General features: G+C 72.2%; 23 protein-coding genes. 14 read left to right on the top strand and 9 right to left on the bottom strand.

Annotated elements, in window-relative coordinates:
- Window positions 1-49 precede the first annotated feature (49 nt).
- The 4 genes from STTU_RS15385 (at window position 50) to STTU_RS15370 (ending at window position 6,307) form a co-directional block, all read left to right on the top strand.
- Entirely contained in the window at window positions 50-1,699 is a 1,650-nt protein-coding gene (locus STTU_RS15385; RefSeq protein ID WP_007824403.1) for a protein kinase domain-containing protein, read from the top strand.
- A gap of 845 nt (window positions 1,700-2,544) precedes the next feature.
- Window positions 2,545-3,807 (top strand): pyruvate dehydrogenase (acetyl-transferring) E1 component subunit alpha, encoded by a 1,263-nt coding sequence (gene pdhA / locus STTU_RS15380; protein ID WP_007824402.1) that lies wholly within the window; start codon window positions 2,545-2,547, stop codon window positions 3,805-3,807.
- Window positions 3,808-3,809: 2 nt separating this feature from the next.
- On the top strand, window positions 3,810-4,790 hold the full coding sequence (locus tag STTU_RS15375) for an alpha-ketoacid dehydrogenase subunit beta (protein ID WP_007824401.1): 981 nt from the start codon (window positions 3,810-3,812) through the stop codon (window positions 4,788-4,790).
- Between the two features lie 17 nt (window positions 4,791-4,807).
- Window positions 4,808-6,307: a dihydrolipoamide acetyltransferase family protein gene (locus STTU_RS15370; RefSeq protein ID WP_007824400.1), complete on the top strand. Its 1,500-nt coding sequence runs from the start codon at window positions 4,808-4,810 to the stop codon at window positions 6,305-6,307.
- A gap of 192 nt (window positions 6,308-6,499) precedes the next feature.
- On the opposite strand, the gene STTU_RS15365 is transcribed toward STTU_RS15370, so the two are convergent.
- Window positions 6,500-7,426, bottom strand: coding sequence for a D-alanyl-D-alanine carboxypeptidase family protein (locus STTU_RS15365; RefSeq protein WP_007824399.1), 927 nt, complete (start codon window positions 7,424-7,426; stop codon window positions 6,500-6,502).
- Between the two features lie 282 nt (window positions 7,427-7,708).
- Here STTU_RS15365 and STTU_RS15360 point away from each other — a divergent pair, with 282 nt between their 5' ends.
- A complete protein-coding gene (locus tag STTU_RS15360) occupies window positions 7,709-8,530 on the top strand; it encodes a sulfite exporter TauE/SafE family protein (RefSeq protein WP_043255296.1) in 822 nt (273 codons plus the stop codon).
- Window positions 8,531-8,712: 182 nt separating this feature from the next.
- Here STTU_RS15360 and STTU_RS15355 read toward each other — a convergent pair whose 3' ends face one another.
- From STTU_RS15355 to STTU_RS15340, 4 genes are all read right to left on the bottom strand, one after another.
- Window positions 8,713-9,669: a pirin family protein gene (locus tag STTU_RS15355; protein ID WP_010269446.1), complete on the bottom strand. Its 957-nt coding sequence runs from the start codon at window positions 9,667-9,669 to the stop codon at window positions 8,713-8,715.
- Window positions 9,670-9,908: 239 nt separating this feature from the next.
- A complete protein-coding gene (locus tag STTU_RS15350; RefSeq protein WP_043255294.1) occupies window positions 9,909-10,643 on the bottom strand; it encodes an SDR family NAD(P)-dependent oxidoreductase in 735 nt (244 codons plus the stop codon).
- A gap of 206 nt (window positions 10,644-10,849) precedes the next feature.
- Window positions 10,850-11,446, bottom strand: a complete 597-nt coding sequence (locus STTU_RS15345; RefSeq protein WP_007824393.1) for a TetR/AcrR family transcriptional regulator — start codon at window positions 11,444-11,446, stop codon at window positions 10,850-10,852.
- Between the two features lie 106 nt (window positions 11,447-11,552).
- Window positions 11,553-12,248, bottom strand: a complete 696-nt coding sequence (locus STTU_RS15340) for a hypothetical protein (protein ID WP_007824392.1) — start codon at window positions 12,246-12,248, stop codon at window positions 11,553-11,555.
- Between the two features lie 278 nt (window positions 12,249-12,526).
- On the opposite strand from STTU_RS15340, the gene STTU_RS15335 reads away from it, so the two are divergent.
- The 3 genes from STTU_RS15335 (at window position 12,527) to STTU_RS15325 (ending at window position 13,863) form a co-directional block, all read left to right on the top strand.
- Complete coding sequence (locus STTU_RS15335; RefSeq protein ID WP_043257430.1) at window positions 12,527-13,354, top strand: helix-turn-helix domain-containing protein; 828 nt, start codon at window positions 12,527-12,529, stop codon at window positions 13,352-13,354.
- 3 nt (window positions 13,355-13,357) lie between these two features.
- On the top strand, window positions 13,358-13,549 hold the full coding sequence (locus STTU_RS15330) for a DUF397 domain-containing protein (RefSeq protein WP_043255292.1): 192 nt from the start codon (window positions 13,358-13,360) through the stop codon (window positions 13,547-13,549).
- A 110-nt stretch (window positions 13,550-13,659) separates the two neighbouring features.
- The gene (locus tag STTU_RS15325) at window positions 13,660-13,863 is read left to right on the top strand and encodes a DUF397 domain-containing protein (protein ID WP_043255291.1); all 204 of its coding nucleotides are present in this window, start codon (window positions 13,660-13,662) and stop codon (window positions 13,861-13,863) included.
- 116 nt (window positions 13,864-13,979) lie between these two features.
- On the opposite strand, the gene STTU_RS15320 is transcribed toward STTU_RS15325, so the two are convergent.
- Window positions 13,980-14,645, bottom strand: coding sequence for a TetR/AcrR family transcriptional regulator (locus tag STTU_RS15320; RefSeq protein WP_086021143.1), 666 nt, complete (start codon window positions 14,643-14,645; stop codon window positions 13,980-13,982).
- Between the two features lie 105 nt (window positions 14,646-14,750).
- Here STTU_RS15320 and STTU_RS15315 point away from each other — a divergent pair, with 105 nt between their 5' ends.
- Window positions 14,751-15,761, top strand: a complete 1,011-nt coding sequence (locus tag STTU_RS15315; protein WP_043255289.1) for a hypothetical protein — start codon at window positions 14,751-14,753, stop codon at window positions 15,759-15,761.
- Window positions 15,762-15,810: 49 nt separating this feature from the next.
- Here the strand turns inward: STTU_RS15315 and STTU_RS15310 are convergent, their stop codons facing one another.
- Window positions 15,811-16,323: a hypothetical protein gene (locus STTU_RS15310; protein WP_007824386.1), complete on the bottom strand. Its 513-nt coding sequence runs from the start codon at window positions 16,321-16,323 to the stop codon at window positions 15,811-15,813.
- A 425-nt stretch (window positions 16,324-16,748) separates the two neighbouring features.
- Between STTU_RS15310 and STTU_RS15305 the strand changes: the two genes are divergently transcribed.
- The gene (locus tag STTU_RS15305; RefSeq protein WP_043257426.1) at window positions 16,749-17,120 is read left to right on the top strand and encodes a VOC family protein; all 372 of its coding nucleotides are present in this window, start codon (window positions 16,749-16,751) and stop codon (window positions 17,118-17,120) included.
- A 54-nt stretch (window positions 17,121-17,174) separates the two neighbouring features.
- On the opposite strand, the gene STTU_RS15300 is transcribed toward STTU_RS15305, so the two are convergent.
- Window positions 17,175-17,678: an SseB family protein gene (locus tag STTU_RS15300; RefSeq protein ID WP_007824373.1), complete on the bottom strand. Its 504-nt coding sequence runs from the start codon at window positions 17,676-17,678 to the stop codon at window positions 17,175-17,177.
- Window positions 17,679-17,933: 255 nt separating this feature from the next.
- Here STTU_RS15300 and STTU_RS15295 point away from each other — a divergent pair, with 255 nt between their 5' ends.
- From STTU_RS15295 to STTU_RS15280, 4 genes are all read left to right on the top strand, one after another.
- Window positions 17,934-19,760, top strand: coding sequence for an acyl-CoA dehydrogenase (locus STTU_RS15295; RefSeq protein ID WP_007824372.1), 1,827 nt, complete (start codon window positions 17,934-17,936; stop codon window positions 19,758-19,760).
- Between the two features lie 148 nt (window positions 19,761-19,908).
- Window positions 19,909-21,216, top strand: coding sequence for a M18 family aminopeptidase (locus STTU_RS15290; protein ID WP_007824371.1), 1,308 nt, complete (start codon window positions 19,909-19,911; stop codon window positions 21,214-21,216).
- Window positions 21,217-21,325: 109 nt separating this feature from the next.
- A complete protein-coding gene (locus tag STTU_RS15285; protein WP_007824370.1) occupies window positions 21,326-21,580 on the top strand; it encodes a DUF6458 family protein in 255 nt (84 codons plus the stop codon).
- Between the two features lie 207 nt (window positions 21,581-21,787).
- Complete coding sequence (locus STTU_RS15280) at window positions 21,788-22,591, top strand: alpha/beta fold hydrolase (RefSeq protein ID WP_007824369.1); 804 nt, start codon at window positions 21,788-21,790, stop codon at window positions 22,589-22,591.
- 322 nt (window positions 22,592-22,913) lie between these two features.
- Here the strand turns inward: STTU_RS15280 and STTU_RS15275 are convergent, their stop codons facing one another.
- Window positions 22,914-24,746 (bottom strand): NHL domain-containing thioredoxin family protein, encoded by a 1,833-nt coding sequence (locus STTU_RS15275; RefSeq protein WP_007824368.1) that lies wholly within the window; start codon window positions 24,744-24,746, stop codon window positions 22,914-22,916.
- Window positions 24,747-24,874 lie beyond the last annotated feature (128 nt).

Below are 24,874 nucleotides of genomic sequence, written 5' to 3'. Positions count from 1 at the left end.
CGTAACAACCCCCGCACGGACCGCGGGACAGAAACGACGGCGAGGACCGATGGCACAGACGCAGCGCGCCCAGGGCCCGTCCGACCCGGAGGCGACTGGCGGCCCCCTGTCGGACGCCCCCGAGTCCTTCGGTAACGGAGGACTGGTCGGCGATGGCCGCTACCGGCTGACCCACCGGCTCGGACGCGGGGGCATGGCGGAGGTGTGGGCCGCCGAGGACGTACGTCTCGGCCGCACCGTCGCGGTCAAGCTGCTGCGCGCCGACCTCGCCGAAGACCCGGTCTCCAAGGCCCGGTTCACGCGGGAGGCACAGTCCGTCGCGGGCCTCAACCACCACGCGGTCGTCGCGGTCTACGACTCGGGCGAGGACACGGTCGGCGGCAACGTCGTCCCGTACATCGTCATGGAACTGGTCGAGGGCCGTACGATCCGTGAGCTGCTGCTCAGCGCGGAGGCGCCGACCGCCGACCAGGCGCTGATCATCGTCTCCGGCGTCCTCGACGCGCTCGCCTACTCGCACCAGCACGGCATCGTGCACCGCGACATCAAGCCGGCGAACGTCATCATCACGCACTCCGGCGCCGTCAAGGTCATGGACTTCGGCATCGCCCGCGCGCTGCACGGCGCGCAGTCCACGATGACGCAGACCGGCATGGTCATGGGCACCCCCCAGTACCTCTCCCCCGAGCAGGCGCTCGGCAAGGCCGTCGACCACCGCAGCGACCTCTACGCGACCGGCTGCCTCCTCTACGAACTCCTCGCCTCGCGCCCGCCCTTCACCGGCGAGACCCCGCTCTCGGTGGTCTACCAGCACGTGCAGGACCCGCCCGTGCCGCCCTCGCAGATGGCGGAGAACTGCCCGCCCGAGCTGGACGGCCTCGTCCTGCGCGCGCTCGCCAAGGAGCCGGACGACCGGTTCCAGAGCGCCGAGGAGATGAGCGGGCTCGTCCAGTACGCGCTGCAAATGCTGCACGACCAGGGCGCGTTCACCGGTACGTGGAACACCGGGCAGGTCGATCCCGCCGCCTTCGCCGCGGGCGCGATGGCAGCCGGTCCCGCCACGACGCCCTTCGGCAGCGGCACGGCGCAGATCCCGCAGCAGCCGATGCTGCGTCCGCTCGGGGAGGACGACGGCGGGTACGAGGGCGGGGGCCCCGCCCGGCGTGGCGGGAGCCGGGCCCGGCTCTACGTCATCGCCGCACTCGCGGTTGTCGCGATCATCGCCGGCGCCGCCTTCGCCGTGCAGAACCTGGGCGGCGACAGCTCCGGCGACACGGACAAGAAGCCGCAGCCCACCGTCTCGCAATCGGAGAAGAAGGAGAAGAAGTCCACCGAGCCGACCAAGTCCACCGAGGAGGACCAGGGCGGCGGGACGGAGACCGGCAGCGGTACGGGCAGCGGCAACGGCTGGGGCCAGGACCGGCCGAGCCAGGGCGGCAACCAGCAGTCCCCGCCGACGCCGAGCACCACCGACGAGGCTCCCCCGGGCGGCGGCGACCCGCAGCCCAGCAACAGCCAGGGCGAGGGCGGCACCGACCCCGGCAACGGCCAGAACACGAAGGACCCGGGCGACGGGCAGCAGTCCCAGCCCACCGACCCCGGCGACGACGGCGGTCAGGGCGGCGAGGACCCGGGCGACGGCACGTCCACGGGCGGCGGTGAGCCCGGCGGGGGAGAGTCGGCGGGCGGCGGCGTCTGAGCCGCACCCCCGAGATCCGCGAGGGCCGGGCCGATCGAGACGATCGGCCCGGCCCTCCCGCATGTTTCACGTGAAACATCGCCCCGGCCCCCTGCCGTGGGCGTGGTCCCCCTGCACGCAGCCCGGTCCCCCGCCACCGGTCCCCCTGCGGCTCCGGGCTCTCCGGCTACGGGCCCCCGGCCACCGGTCCACCCCCCTGCCATCGCCCTAGCCCCCCGGTCACCGGCCCCACCCCCTCGCCCCTCGCCGAGCAGGCGCCACACCCCGCCACGCCCCCGGCCCCCCGCGGAGCGGCCCCCCGTCGCCCGTATCCCCCGCCCCAACCGCACCCCCTCAAGATCACCCCCCACAAAAGCACCCGTTCGCCGCATCCCCCGCCCACGGGCACCTCCCCGCACCCCCTCCCCCCGCGCCCCCCGGCGTACCGGCTCCCCCGGCCCCCGCCCCACCGCTCCCCCGCCCCTCACCGCACCGCCTCCCCCGCCCGCGATGCGTCGGTCACATTGGCTCTTCCCGCGCCCGGGGTGCGCGGGTTAACGTGCCGGTGTTCCGGCCCCCTGCGAGGCTGTGACCAGGAGTTGCGGACGAAGCCCTCCCCGGCCATCTCGATTTACTTGGAAATCCAAGCAAAATTGCAGGTCAACGGGGCTTCGCGGAGTATTGCCGCACTGGGTAACGTGCATGTTGCAGGGGCTCACCGGGGCACTTGTCACGCCTGTTCCCGGCCGAGCCGCACCCACCCCGTGCGCGGGAGGGGAGCAGGCGCCTTCCCTCTCCGTCCCAGGAGACGGAGGGATACCCAGCTTCCGGCAGATCCCGGGAGCCGGACCGACGGAGGAACACACGTGACTGCCAAGAAGGCGCCGGCGCGAGCCGCGGCGCCCGCCACGGCGAAGAGCGCCGCCAAGGCCCCCGCCCGCCGCGGTTCAGCGGCCAAGACGCCCGCCACCGCCCGCAAGGCCAAGGCGGCGCCGGCGAAGAAGGCCCCCGCCGCGCCCGTCCCCGCCGCCCCTGCCGACGAGCCCGAGCTCGTCCAGCTCCTCACCCCGGAGGGCGTCCGCGTCCCCCATCCGGAGTACGACCGCTGGGTCGAGGACATCACGGCCGACGAGCTGCGCGGTTTCTACCGCGACATGGTCCTCACGCGCCGCTTCGACGCGGAGGCCACGAGCCTCCAGCGCCAGGGCGAGCTGGGCCTGTGGCCCTCGCTGCTCGGCCAGGAGGCCGCGCAGATCGGCTCCGGCCGCGCGCTGCGGCCCGACGACTACGTCTTCCCGACCTACCGCGAGCACGGCGTCGCGTGGTGCAGGGGCGTGGACCCGACCCTCCTCCTCGGCATGTTCCGCGGCGTGAACAACGGCGGCTGGGACCCCACGAGCAACAACTTCCACCTGTACACGATCGTGATCGGCTCCCAGGCCCTGCACGCGACCGGCTACGCGATGGGCATCGGCCTCGACGGCGCCGACTCGGCCGTCGTCGCCTACTTCGGCGACGGCGCCTCCAGCCAGGGCGACGTGGCCGAGGCGTTCACCTTCTCGGCCGTCTACAACGCGCCGACGCTGTTCTTCTGCCAGAACAACCAGTGGGCCATCTCCGAGCCCACCGAGCGCCAGACCCGCGTCCCGCTCTACCAGCGCGCCCGCGGCTACGGCTTCCCCGGTGTCCGCGTCGACGGCAACGACGTGCTGGCCGTCCTCGCCGTGACCCGCGCCGCGCTCGCGCACATCCGCTCGGGCCAGGGCCCGATGCTCGTCGAGGCGTTCACGTACCGCATGGGCGCCCACACGACCTCCGACGACCCCACCCGCTACCGCGCGGACGACGAGCGGCAGGCGTGGGAGGCGAAGGACCCCATCGAGCGGCTGCGCGCCCACCTGCTCGCCGAGGGCCTTGCCGACGAGGCGTTCTTCGCCTCGCTGGAGGAGGAGAGCGAGGCGATGGGGCGGAGCGTGCGCGAGGCGATCCGCGCCATGCCGGACCCCGACCGCCTGGCGATCTTCGAGAACGCCTACGCGGACGGGAGCTCCCTCGTGGACGAGGAGCGCGCGCAGTTCGAGGAGTACCAGGCGTCCTTCGCGGACGTCTCGGCCGGAGAGGGCGAGTGACCATGGCTGCGGAGAAACTGGCGCTGGCGAAGGCGATCACCGAATCGCTGCGCACCGCCATGGAGAACGACCCCAAGGTCATCGTGATGGGGGAGGACGTCGGCAAGCTCGGCGGCGTCTTCCGCGTCACGGACGGGCTCCAGAAGGACTTCGGCGAGCGCCGCGTCATCGACACCCCGCTCGCCGAGTCCGGCATCGTCGGCACCGCGATCGGCCTCGCGCTGCGCGGCTACCGGCCCGTCGTGGAGATCCAGTTCGACGGCTTCGTCTTCCCCGCGTACGACCAGATCGTCACGCAGCTCGCGAAGATGCACGCCCGCGCGCTCGGCAAGATCAAGCTGCCCGTCGTCGTGCGCATCCCCTACGGCGGCGGCATCGGCGCCGTCGAGCACCACAGCGAGTCGCCCGAGGCGCTGTTCGCGCACGTCGCGGGCCTCAAGGTCGTCTCGCCGTCGAACGCGTCGGACGCGTACTGGATGATGCAGCAGGCCATCCAGAGCGACGACCCGGTGATCTTCTTCGAGCCCAAGCGCCGCTACTGGGACCGCGCCGAGGTCGAGCGCGAGTCGATCCCGGGCCCGCTCCACAAGGCGCGCGTCGTCCGCGAGGGCACCGATGTCTCGCTCGTCGCGTACGGGCCGATGGTGAAGACGTGCCTGGAGGCCGCCGAGGCCGCCGCCGCCGAGGGCAAGTCCGTCGAGGTCGTCGACCTGCGCTCGATGTCCCCGATCGACTTCGACACCGTGCAGGCCACGACGGAGAAGACCGGGCGGCTCGTCGTCGTGCACGAGGCCCCCGTCTTCCTCGGTACGGGCGCGGAGATCGCCGCGCGCATCACCGAGCGCTCCTTCTACCACCTGGAGGCCCCCGTCCTGCGGGTCGGCGGCTACCACGTCCCGTACCCGCCCGCGCGCCTGGAGGACGAGTACCTCCCGGGCCTGGACCGGGTGCTCGACGCCGTCGACCGCTCGCTCGCGTACTGAGACGGGGGGAAGGAGCCATGACGACGATGACACGACAGACCACTGGGCTGCGCGAGTTCAAGATGCCCGACGTGGGCGAGGGGCTCACCGAGGCCGAGATCCTCGGCTGGTACGTCCAGCCCGGCGACACCGTGACCGACGGCCAGGTCGTGTGCGAGGTCGAGACGGCGAAGGCGGCCGTCGAACTGCCCATCCCGTTCGACGGCGTGGTCCGCGAACTGCGCTTCCCCGAGGGCACCACGGTCGACGTCGGCCAGGTGATCATCGTGGTGGACACGGGTGGCGGCGAGGGCGACGAGGGTACGGCGTCGGGCGAGGCCGGTGCGGTACAGGCCGCGCCCGCGCCCGTCGCCCCCGAGGAGAAGGCCGCGGCCCGCCAGCCCGTCCTGGTCGGCTACGGCGTCGCCGAGTCCTCCACGAAGCGGCGCCCGCGCAAGGCGGCACAGCCCGCGGAGGCGGTACGGGTCAACGGCAGCGCCCGCGCCGAGGAGCCGCCCGCCGCGCCCGAGCCGGCCCCGGCCCCCGCTCCGGCGGCCCCCGAGCCCGCGAGCCCCGTGCTCGCGAGCGCCGCCGTGCCCGGGTCGCGCCCGCTCGCCAAGCCCCCCGTCCGCAAGCTCGCGAAGGACCTCGGCGTCGACCTCGCCGCGGTCGTCCCGAGCGGCCCGGACGGCGTCATCACGCGCGAGGACGTGCACGCGGCGGCCACGTCCGTGCAGGAGCCCGCGCGACAGGCGCCCGGACAGCAGCCGCGGGAGTCCGCTTCCCCGGCTCCCGCCGAGGCAGCGGGACCCGAGGCCGCCCAGGCCGACCCGTCCGCCCGTGAGACCCGCATCCCCATCAAGGGTGTCCGCAAGGCGACCGCGCAGGCCATGGTCGGCTCGGCCTTCACCGCGCCGCACGTCACCGAGTTCGTCACCGTCGACGTGACGCGCACGATGAAGCTCGTCGAGAAGCTCAAGGCCGACCCGGACATGGCCGGTCTGCGGGTCAACCCGCTGCTCCTCGTCGCGCGCGCCCTGCTCCTCGCGATCCGCCGCAACCCGGAGATCAACGCGGCGTGGGACGAGGAGAACCAGGAGATCGTGGTCAAGCACTACGTGAACCTCGGCATCGCGGCGGCGACTCCGCGCGGCCTGATCGTCCCGAACATCAAGGACGCGGACAGCCTCTCGCTCGCGGGGCTCTCGACCGCGCTCTCGGACCTCGTGGGGACCGCCCGTGAGGGCCGGACGAGCCCGGCGGCGATGCGCGGCGGCACGGTGACGATCACCAACGTCGGCGTCTTCGGCGTCGACACCGGCACGCCGATCCTCAACCCCGGCGAGTCCGCGATCCTCGCCGTCGGCGCGATCAAGCCGCAGCCGTGGGTCCACAAGGGCAAGGTGAAGCCCCGCCAGGTCACCACGCTCGCGCTCTCCTTCGACCACCGGCACGTCGACGGCGAACTCGGCTCGAAGGTCCTCGCGGACATCGCGGCGGTCCTGGAGCAGCCCAAGCGGCTGCTGACCTGGGGCTGAGCACCCCCGCCGCAAAGGAAGCAGGGGCCCGGTCCGCACAAGGAGTGCGGGCCGGGCCCCTGCGCCGTTCCCGATGTTCCACGTGAAACATCAACAGGCCATCTGAGAGCGGATGTTTCACGTGGAACATGAACAGGCCCGCCGGGAGCGGATGTTTCACGTGAAACATCCGCTCCCTGACGCGCCCGGACGTCAGTCCTTCTGCGCGCCCTTCGGCAGCGTCTGCAGCTTCATCGTCTTCGCGCTGTTCGACTTGAACGCGTAGTCCATGATCTTCGCGGCATCCTCAAAACGCTTGCTGTCGTTGAGGATCACGCCCGCGACGGTCTTCCCGTTGCGCGTCGCGGCGAAGACGAGGCAGGGCCCCGAGCCGCTCGCCGTGCCGGTCTTGATGCCGATCGCTCCCTTGTAGGAGCCGAGCAGCTTGTTCGTGTTGTACCAGGTGTACGTACGCGACTTGCCGTTGCTCGCGGTCGCCTTCTGCTTCGTGCTCTTCGACTTGACCACCGTGCGGAAGGTCGAGCTCTTGAGCGCGTGCCGGGCGAGGAGCGAGGCGTCGCGCGGCGTCGTGTAGTTCTTGCTCTTCGTCGGGATGCCGTCGAAGGAGTCGTAGGAAGTGTTCTTCATCTTCAGCGACTTGGCCTTGGCGTTCATCTTCGAGATGAAGTTGGCGGTACGCGCCGAGGCGGTCTTGCCGGTGCCGAAGGTGTCGGCGAGGGCGTACGCGGCATCGCAGCCGGAGGGCAGCAGCGTCGCGTAGAGGAGCTGACGCACCGTGACCTTGTCACCGGTGCGCAGGTCGGACGTGCTCGCGCCCTTCTTGACGACGTAATCGCGGTACGCCTGCTTGATCGTGACCTTCTTGTCGAGATTGAGGCCCTTGGTGTCGAGCACGACGGTGGCCGTCATGACCTTCGTGGTGCTCGCCATCTGCCGCTTGGTGTCGGCGGCCTTGCTGTAGAGCGTCTTGCCCGAGGAAGTGTCGAGCAGGAAGGCGCCCTTGGCGCTCACCGAGGGTGCCGAGGCGGCCTGCGCCGTGCCGACGAGCGGCGCGACGAGGACGGCACCGGCGGTGAGGGCGACGGTGACGGTGCGGCGTGGACTGAGACCGAGGTTCACACGATGCTCCCTAAGTTGCGGGTCCGTACGAGACGGGAGAGAAGTATTCGAGGGTGGCGCACAGCACACGCCTACCCCCTTCAGACAACGAGGCGACGTGTGGAGTTGCACGTGCGGAGAGGGGAGTTGCGCGAGTCGCCCGTGCGACGGAGCGGTACCCGCCCCCCTGTTCGGCATCACGCCCCACCGCGCCGCGCCGCCCCACGCCCCACGGCGCCGCCCGCGTATCCCCCGCCCCGCCCCCTCGCGGTGCCGTCGCGCCCGCCCTCTACTGTCGTGGGCATGATGTGGTGGGAGGGACTGCTGATCGGGATCGCCGGGGTCTGGGCCGGGGCGATCAACACCGTGGTGGGCTCGGGGACGCTCGTGACGTTCCCGGTCCTCGTCGCGCTCGGCTATCCGCCGGTGACGGCGACGACGTCGAACGCGGTCGGCCTCATCACGGGGACGATCACGGGCGCGTACGGCTACCGTCGCGAACTCGCGGGCCAGGGCCGCCGCGTGGCCCGCCTCGCCGTCGCCTCCTTCTTCGGCGCGATCGGCGGTACGGCGCTGCTGCTCTCGCTCCCGAAGGACGCCTTCGAGGTCATCGTCCCGGTCCTCGTCGGCATGTCGGTCCTCCTCGTCGCCCTCCAGCCGCTCGCGACGAAGAGGTTGAGGGCCCGCAAGGCGGCGAAGGCACAGGCGGCCGGTACGGGCGCGGAGCCGACGACCGCGGACACCGCCACCACCCCGGCCGGGCCCGGAGCTGCCCCCTTCACTCCGCTCCTCTACGTCCTGATCTTCCTCATCGGCGTCTACGGCGGCTACTTCACGGCGGCCCAGGGCATCATGCTCGTCGGCGTGATGGGTCTGCTCCTCGCGGACCCGCTCCAGCGGATCAACGCCTTCAAGAACGTCCTGTCGGCGGTGGTGAACCTCGTCGCCGGGATCATCTACGCGGTCGTGGCCCCCGTCGACTGGGCGGTCATCGCGATCCTCGCCGTCAGCTCGATCCTCGGCGGCTTCCTCGGCGCCCGCATCGGCCGCCGTCTCTCCCCGACCGTGCTGCGTGCCACGGTCATCGTGATCGGCGTGGCGGCGGTCGTCCGGCTCGTCGTGTGACCGGGGGCGCGGGAGCGCGTCCGTATCCGGGTACGGGGAAGGCCGGGCGCCCACGGGGGAGAGAGACACCCGGCCTTCCGTACCGGAGGGGTGCGGCGGGGGCTAGGGGGATCGGTGGCCTTTCGGCCGTACCGCCCCTGCCCGGCGCTTGTGCACCCGTTTGTCCACCTTAACGCGTCGGCTCACATGCCGTGCACGGCGGGGACGGTCCCGAGCCGCCCGGCCTGGAAGTCCTCGAACGCCTGCTGGAGCTCTCGGCGGGTGTTCATGACGAACGGCCCGTACTGCACCATCGGTTCGCGGATCGGCTGCCCGCCGAGGAGCAGCACCTCCAGGTCCGGCGTGTGGCTGTCCTGCGACTCGTCGGCCCGTACAGTCAGGGAGCCGCCCTCGCCGAAGACGGCCGCCTGCCCGGTGTGCACGGGGCGGCGGTCCGTACCCACGGTGCCGCGTCCGGCGAGCACGTACGCGAGGCCGTTGAAGTCCTCGCGCCACGGCAGCGTCGCCTCGGCGCCGGGCCGTACGGTCGCGTGCACGAGGCTGATCGGCGTGTGCGTGATGCCGGGGCCCTCGTGGCCGTCCAGCTCACCGGCGATGACGCGGAGCAGCGCGCCGCCGTCCGGGGTGGTGAGGAGCTTGACCTGGCCGCCGCGGATGTCCTGGTAGCCGGGGTCCTTCATCTTGTCCTTCGCGGGCAGGTTCACCCACAGCTGGATGCCGTGGAAGACGCCGCCGCTCATGACGAGCTGCTCCGGCGGGGCCTCGATGTGCAGAAGGCCCGAACCGGCGGTCATCCACTGCGTGTCGCCGTTGGTGATCGTCCCGCCGCCACCGTTGGAGTCCTGGTGGATGAAGGTCCCGTCGATGATGTACGTGACGGTCTCGAAGCCCCGGTGCGGGTGCCAGGGGGTTCCCTTGGCCTCGCCGACTCCGTACTCCACCTCGCCCATCTGGTCCATCATGATGAACGGGTCGAGGTGGCGGTAGTCGATCCCGGCGAAGGCCCGGCGCACCGGGAAGCCCTCCCCCTCGAAGCCGCTCGGCGCGGTCGACACCCCGAGCACGGGCCGGGCCTGCGCCCCGGCGGGCACGGCCACCCTCGGCAGGGTCAGCGGATTCTCCACGGTCACGGCGGGCATGGCGCGCTCCTTCTCGTCCTCGTCTGCACGGCTCGACTGGTCCGAGCCGTTGAAACTCGAACTTTCTGAGCCCGAGATTAGTTGAATCTCGAACTTCTCGCCAGAGGGAACGGTCCGGTGCGACGTGACATTCCCCGCACGCGCCCAGCCGCCTTCCGGCACGCGCCCCAGCCGCCTTCCGGCACGTGCCCCGGCCGCCTCCCCGCACGCGCGCGCCGGGAGCCGCGCCCGCCGCCCGCTCACACCTGGGCGAACCCCCCGTCGGCGAACAGCTCCGCGCCGTTGACGTAGCCCGACGCGTCCGAGGCGAGGAACGTCGTCACGGCGGCGATCTCCTCGGGCTCGCCGAGCCGGCCGAGGGGGATCTCGCCCTCCGACTGCTCCAGCACCTCGGGCGGGACCAGTTCGAGCAGGCCGGGGGTGCGCGTGGCGCCCGGTGACACGACGTTGACCCGGAAGCCGTGCGTGCGGGAGCTGAGTGCCCAGCCGCGGGCGAGGTTGCGGACCGCCGCCTTCGTCGCGGCGTAGATCTCAAGTCCCGGGCTGGGGCGCGTCGTCGCCGTCGATCCCGTGAGGATCACCGAGGCGTTCGCGCTGAGCAGCGGCAGTGCTTTCTGCACGGTGAAGACCACCCCCTTGACGTTGGTGGCGAACAGCGTGTCGATCAGCTCCTCCGTCACCTCTCCGAACGGGGCCGCGCTGCCGATGCCGGCGTTGGCGACGAGCACGTCGATGCGTCCGGCCTGCTCGCGCACCACCTCGTAGAACGCGTCGAGCTGTGCGGGCACGGCCGCATCGCAGACCACACCCGTCACCTCGGGGCCGAGTTCCGCGACGGCGGCGTCGAGCGCCTCCGCGCGGCGGCCGGTGATGAAGACCCTGGCGCCCTCGTCGCGGAACGCGCGTGCGGTCGCGAAACCGATGCCCGTGCTGCCCCCGGTGACGACGGCGACCTTGTCGGTCAAGACGGCCATGCCGCCCTCCTTCGATTTCTGGACTGGTACGTCCATAACCCTGACCCATCTGGACCGCTCAGTCAAGAATGTGGGGAGGCGAGGGCCGGCGGCGCGACCTCACGGTCGTACCGGACACCGCGGAACGCTGGATCGAGGGCGCCGCTCAGGACGCGGGGCCTTCGGTGGGCCGTGGTGGCGACGCGGAGCGGCCGGAGGTGCGGTCGCTACCGCCGCGGGGCGGGCAGGAGCCGCGCCAGCGCGGAATCGCCCATCGCGGCGAGCATGGCGACGTCCGTACCGGTGCGCCCGAGGGCTATGAGGCCGAGTTGCGCCACGAGGACCGCGCGGGCGGTCTCGGCGGGATCGGCGTCGGGGGCGAGGTCCCCCTCCCGTCGGGCGCGCTCCAGCGCCTCCGTCAGGGTGGCGGCGATCAGGCCGTAGCTGCGGCGGGCCTCGGCGGCGACTTCCGGGGTGCTGGTGGCCAGTTCGGCGTTGCTGTTGGCCAGCAGGCAGCCGCGCCGCGCGACCGCGCCGCTCGGGTCCCCGGCCGGGCCGAGAGCGAACTCGCGCACGAAATCGATCGCGCGCGCCGAGGCCGCCAGCCGCTCGCGCAGCGCCCGCAGGTTCGCGTCGTCGTACTCGCGCAGCACGCGCAGGAACAGGCTGCGCTTGTCCCCGAACGCCCCGTAGAGGCTGCCCTTGCCCAGCCCGCTCGCCCGCAGCAGGTCGTCCATCGACGTCCCCGCGTAGCCCTTGTCCCAGAACGCGTCGCGGACAGCGAGCATCACGCGGTGCTCGTCGAACTCACGGGGCCGGGCCATGCCCACCACCGTACTGGTTCTGGACCGATCGGGCCACAACGGGGCGTCCTCGGTACGGCCTCCGCCGGAGGCGCGCCGTCGCCTTCCGGCGCGCCCCGGCGCACGGCTACGCGGTCTCGCTCGTCCGCGCGGGCACGCACGCCCCGGGGTGGTCGTCGTAGAGCCCGCACGGTGCGGCGCCCGCCCAGTGCGGGCAGGGCGGCGCGACGCGCACGCGCCAGACGGGCACGGCCGCCCCGAACGTCCCCCACACGTGCCCGCCGCCCCCGCTCAGCTCACGGACGATCCCCTGGTGCTCGTACGTGAGGTGCGGGGCGAGCGCGCAGCGGATACGGGAGCGGGGCGGAGCCCCCGCCGACCGTGTCACGTCCATGGCCAACTCCGCCACGATCTGCGTCACTTGCCCGGTCGCCTCACAGCGCGGCACGTCCGGGGAGGGCTGGTTCATGGGATCACCTGCGTTCTCTGCGGGGGCGGCGGTCAGTTCGTACCAGGAGCCGCCCGGGTCCTGGAAGCGGCGCGTGTACGGGTGTCCCTGAGCCAGCAACGCCCGTACGTCCCGCACCTGTTCGGGGCACTCGGCCCACGCCCTCATCGCCGTCGGCGCGTCGGGCCCCGGCCCGCGCACGGGGTGTACGAGGCCGGGCGCCGCCCACCGCGTACGGGGCCCCGGGTCGAGCCGCACCGCGAGCCGCAACGCCTCCCCGCGCAGCCATGCGGCGGCGTCCTCCGGCGTCCCGACCCGCGCCCGCCCGAGCAGTACGGCGCGGTGGGCGTCGCCACCGAGCGACACGACGATCACCGGGAACCGTCCCCGTGCGGGTGACGCGCCCTCAGCACGCGGCAGTCAACGGCGCGGGAAAGATCCCCCCGCGCCTCGGCCTCTCGCTCCTCACGGGCGAGTTGAGTGCAGACGACGCAGTGAGTGACCGTCGGGTCAGGCGTTTCCTGAGGCATGGCAATAGCTTGCGCCCGAGGTAGGACTGCAAGTAGATATCTACCGATTCCACCTTCGCGATTGCGATTCCAGATGGCAGGGAACTGATTCAACTCACAGGTCAGAAAGGGGTGTTAGAACGCGTGACCGACATCGGGGAACGCCCCGCCGAACCCACGCAAGGCATCTGGGCGTTCAGGTTCGACGTTCAGAAGCTGCGCAAACGCCTGGGGCTTACGCAGCGGGCATTTGCCAAACTGCTCCACTACTCGCAGGCCCAGGTGGCGAAGGTGGAAGCGGGCAAAGCGCCCCCGACGCTGGCCTTCGCCGCGGCGATGGACGAGGTGGCCAATACGGGCGAGGTCTACCAGGACATCTTGAAGAGGATGCTGAGGGATGCGGCGCTGCCGGAGTGGTTCGGGCCGTACTTCGAACTGGAGCAGCGGGCAAAGGTGATAACCGACTACTCCGCGATTTTCTGTAAGGGGATTCTTCAGACACCGGAGTATGCCGAAGCAGTTGTTCGAGCGGCCCAGCCACGTGAGACGAACGAGCAAATCCGAGAGCTTGTGGCCATGCGGATGAGGCGCGCTGAAGTGCTCTACCGCGCCAATCCGCCGGAACTGTGGTCGGTGATTCATGAGGGCGTGCTGCGGACCCAGGTTGGTGGCGAAGCGGTGATGCGCGGGCAAATCGAGAACCTGCTGGCCCTCGGCAGGCTCCCGCACGTGACCTTGCAGGTGCTGCCTTTCTCAGCAGGTGCATCCCCCAGCCATGTGTCTTTTACGATGCTTGCGGTAGAGGGGGCGTCCCCGAACGCGGTCTACTCCGAAACTGCCTTGGGCGGACAGGTGGACTACAGCCCCGCAGCCGTAGCGTTCGGGTCCACGACCTGTGACCGTCTGCGCATGGCCGCTGCCAACGAGCAGGAATCGGCGGAAATCCTCCGCTCGATCGCAAAGGGAGCATGACTCATGACACCGGTACGGCGTCGCCAGTGGACCAAATCCAGTTACAGCGGCGGCAATGGCGGGGACTGCGTGGAGGTTGCTATGGGCGAGCGAGCCGTGCCGGTCCGCGACAGCAAGCGCTCCAGCGACGGCCCGGTGATCGAGTTCGGCCGCTCCGCCTTCACGGCGTTCCTCACAGGGGTTCGCGAGGGCTGAGCCTTCCCGGACCGCACGCGGGCCCGTCACTCCGAGGATCGGGGCGGCGGGCTTCGTCGTGGCAGGCGGTGGGAAGCCTCCTGGCGAACTCACCCAGGAGGACGACGGGTATGGGCCGGACGTGGATCAAGTCGAGCCGCGGCGGCGGCAACAGCGGGAACTGCGTGGAGGTGGCCATGGGGGAGGCCGTCGTGCCTGTCCGCGACAGCAAGCGCGCCGACAACGGCCCGGTCATCGAGTTCACCCGCGCCGCCTTCGCCGGTTTCCTGGCCGGCGTTCGCGCGGGGCGGGGCGTCCGGGTTCTGCCCGGGTGACCGCAGAACGTGCTTCGAAACCCCCGAGACGGCTCGGTCGAACGCCCCTCCGTGTCCTGATCTCATGCTGAACACCCCCGTTCTCGTCTCGGTCTGATCGGCCGTCGGCTCGTCGGTCACGGCTGGGTGGCCCGCTCGGCGGCGTCGAAGGCGGGCGCGAGCGGAGCCAGTGCCGCGCGGAGCCGGTCGGGCAGCGAGCCGGAGGGCACGACGAGCCCAGCGGCGCCGCTTTCGGCGGCCTCCCCGTCCCCGGACGGTGCGAGCCAGTCCTCCAGCGCGATGCGCACCGCCGCCGCCACGCTCGCCGAGAGAACGCGGGCCGTGGGCGCGCCGGAGTCCCCCAGGCGTGCGGCGAGCACCGTCGTGAGCGGGGGTTCGATGCCGGTGGTGCTGTCGAGGAACGCCTCGCGCAAGGGGGTGCGGGTGGTGATCAGGAGCAGCGCCCGCTCTCCCCGCTCGCCGGTGTGCGCGTACTGCTCGGCCACCGCCTCGGTGACGGCGTCGGCCAGGCGCACGCCCGCGGGCCGGGCCGCGAGCGCCGCCGCGATCCGCGCCTCCCGGTCGGCGGTGACGGCGGAGACGATCGCCTGCTCGCGACTGGTGAAGTAGTTGTTGTAGGTGCGTGGCGAGACCCCGGCGGCCTCGGCGATGTCCTCGACCCGCACCCCGTCCGGTCCGCGCTCCATGGCCAGCCGCAGGGCCGCGTCCCGCAGCGCCTCGCGTGTGGCCTGCTTCTTCCGTTCCCGGAGCCCTGGCGGTGGTGTCGTCACGGTGCGCAGCATCCCACGAGAGTCTGCGTGCGCGCAAATTTGCGTGCACGCACTTTTCCTGTGAGTCTCGTGCCGACCGGGACAGGCAGAGGGGACATCGCCATGCGGGCAAGAGGAATGACCTACGACACCGGACTCGTCGTGCACGGCCGGACATCTCGCGAGCACTTCGACCCGGCGGTGGTCCGGCGCGAACTCGCCGTCATCCGCGACGATTTGCACTGCGACGCGGTCCAGATCATCGGAGGTGACCCGGAGCGGCTGGAGCTGGCCGCCGGTGCCGCCGCCGCGCTCGGCCTGGAGGTCTGGTTCTCGCCCTATCCGCTGGAGCTGGACCCGGAGCGGATCCTCGCGCTCTTCCGCGACTGCGCCGAGCGGGCGGAACGGCTCCGGCGGCAGGGGGCGGAGGTCGTGTTCGTCGCGGGGGTCGAACTGAGCGTGATGAACCGCGGATTCCTGCCCGGAGAGGACTCCGGGGAGCGGGTCGAACGACTGATGGACCCCCCGGAGCGGCGGGGCGAGGCGATGCGCGCACTGGGCGCGCGCGTCAACGCGTTCCTGCGCGAGGCCGCCACCGCGGTCCGCGCGCGCTTCCGGGGGAGGCTCACGTACGCGGCCATCCAGTTCGAGCAGGTCGACTGGGAGCCCTTCGACCTCGTGACGTACGAGCTGATCCGCTCCGCCGAGGTCGCCGACCGGTTCCGGGAGGCGGTCCGCGAACTGGCCCGGGGGCCGAAGCCGCTCGCCGTCACCGGCTTCGGCACCGCGGCCTACCGGGGCGCGGGAGACCGGGGCGGGCGGGTGCTCGGCGTGGTCGAGCACGATCCGCACACGCGGGCGCCGCTGCGGCTGAACGGCGTGTACGAGCGGGACGAGGCGGGCCAGGCCGCGTATCTGGGCGAACTCCTGGAGATCTTCGACAGCGAGGGCGTGGACAGCGCGTTCGTCTTCCTCTTCGCTCTGGCCGGCTACCCGCACCGTCCGGACGGCGATCCCCGGGACGACCTCGACCGGGCCGGGCTGGGGATCGTGAAACTCCTCGAAGAGGGCCGGGGGCGGGCTTATCCCGACATGGAGTGGGAGCCCAAGGCCGCCTTCGGGGAGGTGGCGCGGCGCTATCGGAGGTGAGGTGTGCCCACCGGGGCGGGCGTCGGCGGGCGGAGGCCGGGCCGGGGGATCAGAGAACGCCCCGCAGATCGACCAGTGTGCCGTTCTCCGTCAGGTGGTCGCGGTGGCGGCCTTCGGCGAACAGTTCGCGGAGGTACATGCCGGGGTAGTCCAGGACCTCGTCCCGGGCGGCCAGGGCGAGGCGGGCCCGGTACGGGGTGTCGCCGTCGCGGACCAGGACGTCGCACCCGTCCGGTTCGGGGGACTCGACGCCCGCCAGTACGACGTGGTCCTCCGCCATCTGCCCGACCCAGGCCGCGAGGTCGTCCAGGAGCCAGGCCACGTTCATCCAGGACGGCGCCGCCGCGGCCGGCTGCCAGTCGTACGTACGCCGCGCCTCGCGGCCGGTGCCGGGAGGCGGGCCCTCGCGGTGGACGGGCGGCAGCGCGGGGCCGTCGACCTCCGTGAACTCGACGCGGCGGGGCCGAATCCGCAGCGTGGTGAGCCGGAAGCGGTCCTCGCCGAGGTCGAAGGCGACCTCCGAGGCATGGGTGAGGAACGCGCTGTCCGCGTCACCGGTCATGCGCGGCACTCACGGTGCGGACCGGGCCGGGGCGTTCAGTCGCTGCGCCAAGGAGGCGTACGAGCTGACGTACGCGTCCTCGGCCGGGGCCGCCGATCGCTTGTTCTCCTTGGCCAGGTCGTGCTGACCCAGTTGGGGCAGCGGACGACGCCCTCGCAGTACATGGTGATCACGCCCTTGTCCCGCGCGCGGTCGTCGTACCCGGCGCGCAGCGAAGCCTTTCCCGGTCCCGAGTAGTCGAGGTGCTTGAGGATCTTGTACGCGGGATCGGCGCCGTGCGGACGTCCGCGGCGCCGGCCGACGCCGTCGCCGGGGTGGCGGTCAGCGCGCCGCACACGGCGGTGGCGGCGCACGCGCACGCCACTTGGGGGGCGCGGTGGTGCGAAGGGGTGGCGGGCGAGGGCGGGCGCGGGCAGGCTGGGCGCATGACCTCTTCCTCGCAGGCGGCGCCCGCCCGGTTCAAGGATCTCTGTCTGGACGCGCGGGACCATCAGGCGCTCGCCGATTGGTGGTGTGCCGCGATGGGGTATGAGCGGCGGGAGGGTGAGGGGCCTGTCGGGGAGCCGGTGGCCATCGTCGACGCGGCGGGGGGCGGGCCCTTGATCTGGGTGTGCCCCGTGCCCGAGGGCAAGGCGGTCAAGAACCGGATGCACCACGACGTGTACGGGGACGTCGAGCGGCTGCGGGGGCTCGGGGCCCGGGTCGTCGCGGAGCCCGACGCCGCGAAGGGCATCGCGTGGCACGTCATGCGGGACCCCGAGGGGAACGAGTTCTGCGTGTTCGCTCCGGCGGGATGACACGAGCGCGCTCCGGTCCCGCGCGGGCCCGCCGCGCGGCCGGGGGCGCGGGCGTCAGCCGTACATCCTTCGCATCGCGTACTCGACCATCTCCTCGACCGCCTTCGCGTCGAAGACGATGCGGTGCTCGCCCTCCATGTCGAGGACGAAGCCGTAGCCCGTGGGGAGGAGGTCCAGGACCTCGGCGCCCGTGATCACGAAGTACTTCGAGTCCTTGCCGGCGTAGCGGCGCAGCTCCTTCAGCGAGGTGAACATCGGGATCACCGGCTGCTGCGTGTTGTGCAGGGCCAGGAAGCCGGGGGTGTCGCCGCGCGGGCAGTAGACCTTCGACGCGGCGAAGATCTGCTGGAAGTCGTCCGAGGTGAACTGGCCCGTCGTGAACGCGCGGACCGCCTCCGCGAGCGACGGGGGGGACGGCTCGGGGTAGAGCGGGGGCTGCTGCTGGCCGTACGCGTCCGGCTGCTGCTGGCCGTACCCGCCGGGCTGGGGCTGCTGCGGGGCCTGCGGGGGCGGGGCGTACTGCTGCTGGGCGCCCGCGTTCGGGTCGTAGCCGTACATGGGGGAAAGAGTACCGAGGTGGTACGGGGGCCGGGAGGGCCGCGAGGGGAGCGGTGCGCGGGCCCCGGAGTGACGACTTCCTCATTCGCTCGGCCCGTCAGGGCTTGCGTCTTATTACTCGCGGGTAGCATCATCGTGGCTACCAGCCGGTACAGGTACGCGTGCGCGTGGGCATCCCGTACTGATATCGGCTTGTATGTCTGATACGTCCGGGTGGAGGGCAGCCTCCCCGTACCGCGTAAGGGAGCCGTCGCCGTGGGGCACTACAAGTCGAATCTCCGAGACATCGAGTTCAACCTCTTCGAGGTCCTGGGCCGCGACAAGGTCTACGGTTCCGGTCCCTTCGCCGAGATGGACGCCGACACCGCCAAGTCGATCCTCGCCGAGCTGGCACGGCTCTCCGAGAACGAGCTGGCCGAGTCCTTCGCCGACGCGGACCGCAACCCGCCCGTCTTCGACCCGGAGACGAACACCGCGCCCGTCCCCGAGACGTTCAAGAAGTCCTACCAGGCGTTCATGGACTCCGAGTACTGGCGCCTCGGCCTCCCCGAGGAGATCGGCGGCACCACCGCGCCGCGCTCCCTCATCTGGGCGTACGCGGAGCTGATCCTCGGTGCCAACCCGGCCGTCTGGATGTACTCCTCCGGGCCCGCCTTCGCCGGCATCCTCTTCGACGAGGGCAACGAGGCGCAGAAGAAGGTCGCCGGGATCGCCGTCGAGCGGCAGTGGGGCTCGACCATGGTCCTCACCGAGCCGGACGCCGGTTCGGACGTCGGCGCCGGTCGCACCAAGGCGATCGAGCAGGCCGACGGCACCTGGCACATCGAGGGCGTGAAGCGCTTCATCACGTCCGGCGAGCACGACATGTCGGAGAACATCCTCCACTACGTCCTCGCGCGCCCCGAGGGCGGCAAGCCCGGCACCAAGGGCCTCTCGCTCTTCCTCGTGCCGAAGTACGAGTTCGACTGGGAGACCGGCGAGCTGGGCGAGCGCAACGGCGTCTACGCGACGAACGTCGAGCACAAGATGGGCCTCAAGGCGTCCAACACGTGCGAGATGACCTTCGGCGACCGCCACCCCGCCAAGGGCTGGCTCATCGGCGACAAGCACGACGGCATCCGCCAGATGTTCCGCATCATCGAGTTCGCCCGCATGATGGTCGGCACGAAGGCCATCGCGACCCTCTCCACCGGCTACCTCAACGCCCTGGAGTACGCCAAGGAGCGCGTGCAGGGTCCCGACCTCGCGAACTTCACCGACAAGACCGCGCCCAAGGTCACCATCACGCACCACCCCGACGTGCGCCGCTCGCTCATGACGCAGAAGGCGTACGCGGAGGGCATGCGCGCGCTCGTCATGCACACCGCCGCCGTCCAGGACTCGATCGCGGTCAAGGAGGCCGCGGGCGAGGACGCCGCCGAGCTGCACGCCCTCAACGACCTGCTCCTCCCGATCGTCAAGGGCTACGGCTCCGAGAAGTCCTACGAGCAGCTCGCGCAGTCGCTCCAGACCTTCGGCGGCTCCGGCTACCTCCAGGAGTACCCGGTCGAGCAGTACATCCGGGACGCCAAGATCGACACCCTCTACGAGGGCACGACGGCGATCCAGGGCCAGGACTTCTTCTTCCGCAAGATCGTCCGCAACCAGGGCGCCGCGCTGAACTCCGTCGCCGAGGACATCAAGAAGTTCCTCGCGGTCGGGCCGGGCGGCGAGACGCTGGCCGCCGCGCGCGGGGAGCTGGCGAAGGCCGCCGGTGAGCTGGAAGCCCTCGTCGGCGCGATGCTCACGCAGCTCGCCGCCACCCAGGAGAACGCCCGCGAGATCTACAAGGTCGGCCTCAACACCTCGCGCCTGCTGCTCGCGGCCGGTGACGTCGTCGTCGGCTACCTGCTCCTGCGCGGCGCGGCCGTCGCCGAGGAGAAGCTCGCCTCGGCCTCCTCGAAGGACAAGCACTTCTACGAGGGCAAGATCGCCGCGGCCAAGTTCTTCGCGGCCAACATCCTGCCGCGCGTCGCGGTCGAGCGCGCGCTCGCCGAGTCGACGGACCTGGAGCTGATGGACCTGGCGGAGGAGGCGTTCTGAGCCCTCTGCGCGCAGAGCGCTGAGCCCCGGCCGACGGCCCGTCCCGCAGCAGCGGGGCGGGCCGTCGGCGTGCGGGGCTTTCCGTAGAGGGGCGGAGGCGTCCGTACGGGGCGGAGGTGCCCGTGCGGCCCCTCGTTAGGCTCTCCCCATGACGACCAGCACCGCCGCCCCTGCCTCCGCGTCCTTCGATCGCGCCCACACCGACGACCTCCTGACCTTCCTCGCGGCGTCCCCGACGCCGTACCACGCCGTCGCCGAGGCGGCGCGGCGCCTGGACGGGGCCGGGTTCCGGCAGCTCGCGGAGGAGGCGGCGTGGGAGGGCACGCCGGGCGGGAAGTACGTGCTGCGCGGCGGCGCGCTCGTGGCCTGGTACGTCCCCGAGGGCGTCGAGGCGCACACGCCGTTCCGCATCGTCGGCGCGCACACCGACTCCCCCGGCCTGCGCGTCAAGCCGCAGCCCGACTTCTCCGCGCACGGCTTCCGGCAGGTCGCCGTCGAGCTGTACGGCGGCCCGCTGCTCAACTCCTGGCTCGACCGCGACCTCGGCCTCGCCGGCCGGCTCAGCCTGCGCGACGGCTCGACGAAGCTCCTCACCGTCGACCGCCCCCTCCTGCGCGTGCCCCAGCTCGCCGTCCACCTCGACCGGGGCGTCAACGACGGCCTCAAGCTCGACCGGCAGCGCCACCTCCAGCCCGTGTGGGGCCTCGGCGAGGCGCACGAGGGCGAACTGATCGCCTTCGCCGAGCGCGAGGCAGGGCTCGAAGAGGGCAGCGTCACGGGCTGGGACCTGCTCGCGTATCCCGTCGAGGCGCCCGCGTACCTCGGGCGCGAGAACGAGTTCGTCGCGGGCCCCCGCATGGACAACCTCTTCTCCGTGCACTCCGGCGTCGCCGCGCTCATCGCCGCCTCGCGCTCCGGCGAGCTGTCCTCCATCCCCGTGCTCGCCGCCTTCGACCACGAGGAGACCGGCTCCCAGTCCGACACGGGCGCCGACGGGCCGCTCCTCGGCAACGTCGTCAAGCGCTCCGTCGCCTCGCGCGGCGGCTCCTACGAGGACCGCGCCCGCGCGCTCGCCTCCTCGGTCAGCCTCTCCTCGGACACCGGCCACGCCGTGCACCCCAACTACGCCGAGAAGCACGACCCGACGCACCACCCGCGGATCAACGGCGGCCCGATCCTCAAGGTCAACGTCAACAACCGCTACGCCACGGACGGCGCCGGGCGCTCCGTCTTCGTCGCCGCGGCCGAGCGCGCCGGGACCCCGTACCAGAGCTTCGTCTCGAACAACTCGATGCCGTGCGGCACGACGATCGGCCCCATCACGGCCGCGCGCCACGGCATCAAGACGGTCGACATCGGCGTCGCGATCCTCTCCATGCACAGCGTGCGCGAGCTGTGCGGCGACAAGGACCCGTACTACCTGGCCAACACCCTGGTCGCCTTCCTGGAGGGCTGAGTCCCCGGCCGTCCCGTGCCGGGACGGGACATCGTCGGGGGCGCACCGCTGTGTGCGGTGCGCCCCCGGGGGTACCCGTGCGGAACGGACGGCAACAAGGAGGCTCGTCATGGGACTTGGTGGCTGCATCATCCTGATCGCGGTCGGCGCGATTCTCGCGTTCGCGACCGACTGGCACGTCAGCGGGCTCGATCTGAGCCTGGTGGGCGTGATTCTGATGGTCGTCGGCATCATCGGCGTCGTGACCTTCACGAGCATCGCGCGCAAGCGTCGCATGATCACCACCACCGGTGGCGCGCCGATCATGACCTCGCAGCCGATGACCGAGGAGGAGCGCATCCGTCGTGAGCACGGCGGCTACTGACGGGGCCTTCGCCACGCAGCTTCCGCCGCTCCCCGACCGGCCGTCCCCGGCACCCGGTGGCGGCCGGTGACGTGCGGACACGACGAACCCGCCGCGTTCGGTGGCGTGTTCGCGCGGGATGAACGGGGGGCCCGCTGACGTCTCCGCGCGGGACGAACGGGTCGCGGGCGGTGGCGGCTTCGCGCGGGGATTAACCGGTGGCGGCCGGTGGCCTGTTCGCGCACGATCCGGGGCATGACCCTCGCTCTCACCGACACCGCGACCCCCGGTGCGCCCGCCGTCGTCCTGCTCCACTCCAGCATCTGCGACCGCCGCATGTGGGCGCCGCAGCTCGCGGCGCTGCCGCCCCTGTACCGGGGCCTCGCCCCCGACCTGCGCGGATTCGGCGACACCCCGCTCGGCGGCACCCCGCACGACGACGCCCGCGACGTCCTCGCGCTCCTCGACGGCCTCGGCATCGACCGCTTCGCCGTCGTCGGCTCCTCGTACGGGGGCCGGGTCGCGCTCCGCCTCGCGGGGCTCGTGCCCGAGCGCGTCCAGGCCCTCGCGCTGCTGTGCCCGGCGGCTCCCGGCCTCGCCGGGACGGAGGCGCTGGAGGCTCTGGACGCGCGCGAGGAGGAGCTGGTCGCGGCGGGCGACCTCGACGGCGCCTGCGCGCTGATGGTGGAGACGTGGCTCGGGCCCGGGGCCGACGCCTCCGTACGGGACGGCGTCGTACGGATGCAGCGCCGCGCCTACGAGGTCCAGCTCGCCGCCCCCGAGGGCGCGGGCCGCACCGAGGAGGGCGGCCCTGTCCCGCTCTCCGCCGTCACGGCGCCCACCCTCGTCGCCACGGCCGCCCACGACCTCCCCGAGTTCCGCGCGCTGGCGGCGGGCCTCCCGGCCCGCCTGACGGGCGCACGCGACACGGAGTACGTGGACATCCCGGCCTCGGGACACCTGCCGAGCATGGAACGGCCGGAGGAGACGACACGGCTCGTACGGGACTTCTTGGGACGGCACGTGAAGTAGGGGGCTTGGGCCGGGCGGAGCCGAGGCAGGGGTGCGCCGGGCGGGGGCGTGCGCGGGCGGGTGGCGCGGCCGGTCGCGTCCGGTGGGTCCGGGCCATGCGGGGCGACTTCCGCGCGGGCCCCGGGGCAGAGACCGCGGCCCCGGGGCCGGAAGCGGTGGGCGGGCCCCGCACGTGTCCGCCCCGGTCTCCGTCGCCCGCCCGGACGCCCCGGGCTCCGGCCCGTCCGGCATCACGGATTCCCGTACGCCCCTGCCCCCGCCACCACCCTCGGCCGCCTCGGCCGCCTCAGCCGCCTCAGCCGCCTCAGCCGCCTCAGCCGCCTCAGCCGTCCAGCCCCGCCAGCACCAGTGCCAGCCGGGTCTCGCCGTCCTCGGTGACGAGCTTCACCGGGACGCCCCAGTCCTGCTGGTGCACGTGGCACGCGGGGTACTCGTTCTCCGGGTCGTCGTCGCACGAGGCCGCCATCGCGGAGACGTGCAGGACGCCTTCCGGGATCTCCGGGTTCAGCTCCAGGCCGCGCGCCAGGTCCGTACCCGCGCCCTCGCCCGCGAGCAGCAGTTCGGGGGGCGTCGCGGAGACCAGGAGGCGCGTCGAGGGGCCGTAGCGGGTGTCGAGCTTCTGGCCCGTCGGGGCCTGGAAGACGACGTCCAGGGCGAGCTTCCCGGCGGCCACCTCGGTCGCCGCGCGCTGCGTGCGGTGGGCGACCGCCTCGACCCGTACTGCCTCCTCGGGCAGCCGCAGCCGGGTCAGGCGGTGGCGCGCCGACTCGACCACGACGATCTCCTCGCCGTTCACGACGGCCGCGCTCGGCTCGCGCAGGTCGGTCGCGAGCGTCGTCACCTCCTCGCTCGCCGGGTCGTAGCGGCGCAGCGCGTGGTTGTACGTGTCCGCGACGGCCACCGAGCCGTCCGGGAGCGCCGTGACGCCCAGCGGGTGCTGGAGGAGCGCCTGCCCGGCGGCGCCGTCGCGGTGCCCGAAGTCGAAGAGGCCCGTGCCGACCGCCGTGCGGACCGTGCCCTCGCGGTCGATCCAGCGCACCGCGCTCGTCTCCGCGTCCGCGATCCACAGCCGCTCGCCGTCGAGGCTCACCGCGAGCCCCGAGGGCTGCGCGAACCACGCCTGCTCCGCCGGGCCGTCGACGAGGCCCTCGTTCGTCGTGCCCGCCGCCGCGCGCACCGTCCCGGCCTCCGGCGCGTACGTCCAGAGCTGGTGCACGCCCGCCATCGCGATCCACACCTTGCCGTCGAACCACGCCACGTCCCACGGCGACGACAGCGAGACCTCGCGCGCCGGGCCCGCGACCGGCTCGCCCTGCCACCACTGCCGCCCCGTCCCCGCGAGCGTCGAGACCTCGCCGCTCGCGAGATCGACGCGGCGCAGCGCGTGGTTCACCGTGTCCGCGACGACGACCGCGCCGTCCGGGAGCAGCGCGAGGCCCTGCGGCTCGTTGAAGCGCGCTCCTGTCGCGTCCCCGTCGAGGAGCCCGCGCTCCCCGCTGCCGATCCGCCGCCGCACCGTCTCGCCGTCCGCCTCCAGCTCGACGAGCGCGTGCCGCGTCGTGTCGCTGACCAGGAACGTCCCGCCCGGCAGCCGCAGCGCCTTCGCGGGGAAGCGGAGGTCGGTCGCGACCGGCTCGGGCGCCACGTACGGGCCCTCGCCGCGCCGCAGCGTGCCCTTCGCCCCGTGCTCCGCCTCCAGCTCGTCCACGAGCGTCGCGAGGGCGTGCGCGTGGCCCTCGCCCGCGTGCTGAGCGACGACGTAGCCCTCGGGGTCGATCACGACGAGCGTCGGCCAGGCCCGTACCGCGTACTGCTTCCAGGTGGCCAGCTCCGGATCGTCGAGCACCGGGTGCTCGACCCCGTACCGCTCCACGGCGTCCACGACGGCCGCGTGCTCCGCCTCGTGCACGAACTTCGGCGAGTGCACGCCGATGATCACGACCGTGTCCCGGTGCTTCTCCTCCAGCTCACGCAGCTCGTCGAGCACGTGGAGGCAGTTGATGCAGCAGAACGTCCAGAAGTCGAGGATCACGATCCGCCCGCGCAGATCGGCGAGCGAGTACGAGGTGCCGCCGGTGTTGAGCCAGCCGCCCTTGCCGACCAGTTCGGGGGCGCGGACACGGGCACGGCGGGGGGCGGGAGCTGCGTCGTTCATGCTCTCCAGGGTGCCACTTCACCTGCGGCGATCCCCCGTCCGGATGTTTCACGTGGAACAACTCTCGGCGGGCCGCGGGCCGGGGCACCGCGAGGGGATGTTTCCCGTGGAACATCGCCCCTTCCCGT

The organism is Streptomyces sp. Tu6071 (genome assembly GCF_000213055.1).
Classification (GTDB): domain Bacteria; phylum Actinomycetota; class Actinomycetes; order Streptomycetales; family Streptomycetaceae; genus Streptomyces; species Streptomyces evansiae.
Note: the sequence above shows the minus strand (reverse complement) of the source record. Positions and strands in the feature narration are given on the sequence as shown.

Coding starts and splice junctions, on each gene's coding strand:
- STTU_RS15310 (WP_007824386.1), bottom strand. CDS start 16,323: ATGACCGGTGACGCGGACAGCGCGTTCCTCACCCATGCCTCGGAGGTC.
- STTU_RS15385 (WP_007824403.1), top strand. CDS start 50: ATGGCACAGACGCAGCGCGCCCAGGGCCCGTCCGACCCGGAGGCGACT.
- STTU_RS15290 (WP_007824371.1), top strand. CDS start 19,909: ATGACGACCAGCACCGCCGCCCCTGCCTCCGCGTCCTTCGATCGCGCC.
- STTU_RS15275 (WP_007824368.1), bottom strand. CDS start 24,746: ATGAACGACGCAGCTCCCGCCCCCCGCCGTGCCCGTGTCCGCGCCCCC.
- STTU_RS15305 (WP_043257426.1), top strand. CDS start 16,749: ATGACCTCTTCCTCGCAGGCGGCGCCCGCCCGGTTCAAGGATCTCTGT.
- STTU_RS15375 (WP_007824401.1), top strand. CDS start 3,810: ATGGCTGCGGAGAAACTGGCGCTGGCGAAGGCGATCACCGAATCGCTG.
- STTU_RS15360 (WP_043255296.1), top strand. CDS start 7,709: ATGATGTGGTGGGAGGGACTGCTGATCGGGATCGCCGGGGTCTGGGCC.
- STTU_RS15370 (WP_007824400.1), top strand. CDS start 4,808: ATGACGACGATGACACGACAGACCACTGGGCTGCGCGAGTTCAAGATG.
- STTU_RS15285 (WP_007824370.1), top strand. CDS start 21,326: ATGGGACTTGGTGGCTGCATCATCCTGATCGCGGTCGGCGCGATTCTC.
- STTU_RS15345 (WP_007824393.1), bottom strand. CDS start 11,446: ATGGCCCGGCCCCGTGAGTTCGACGAGCACCGCGTGATGCTCGCTGTC.
- STTU_RS15300 (WP_007824373.1), bottom strand. CDS start 17,678: ATGTACGGCTACGACCCGAACGCGGGCGCCCAGCAGCAGTACGCCCCG.
- STTU_RS15330 (WP_043255292.1), top strand. CDS start 13,358: ATGACACCGGTACGGCGTCGCCAGTGGACCAAATCCAGTTACAGCGGC.
- STTU_RS15320 (WP_086021143.1), bottom strand. CDS start 14,645: ATGCTGCGCACCGTGACGACACCACCGCCAGGGCTCCGGGAACGGAAG.
- STTU_RS15350 (WP_043255294.1), bottom strand. CDS start 10,643: ATGGCCGTCTTGACCGACAAGGTCGCCGTCGTCACCGGGGGCAGCACG.
- STTU_RS15325 (WP_043255291.1), top strand. CDS start 13,660: ATGGGCCGGACGTGGATCAAGTCGAGCCGCGGCGGCGGCAACAGCGGG.
- STTU_RS15355 (WP_010269446.1), bottom strand. CDS start 9,669: ATGCCCGCCGTGACCGTGGAGAATCCGCTGACCCTGCCGAGGGTGGCC.
- STTU_RS15315 (WP_043255289.1), top strand. CDS start 14,751: ATGACCTACGACACCGGACTCGTCGTGCACGGCCGGACATCTCGCGAG.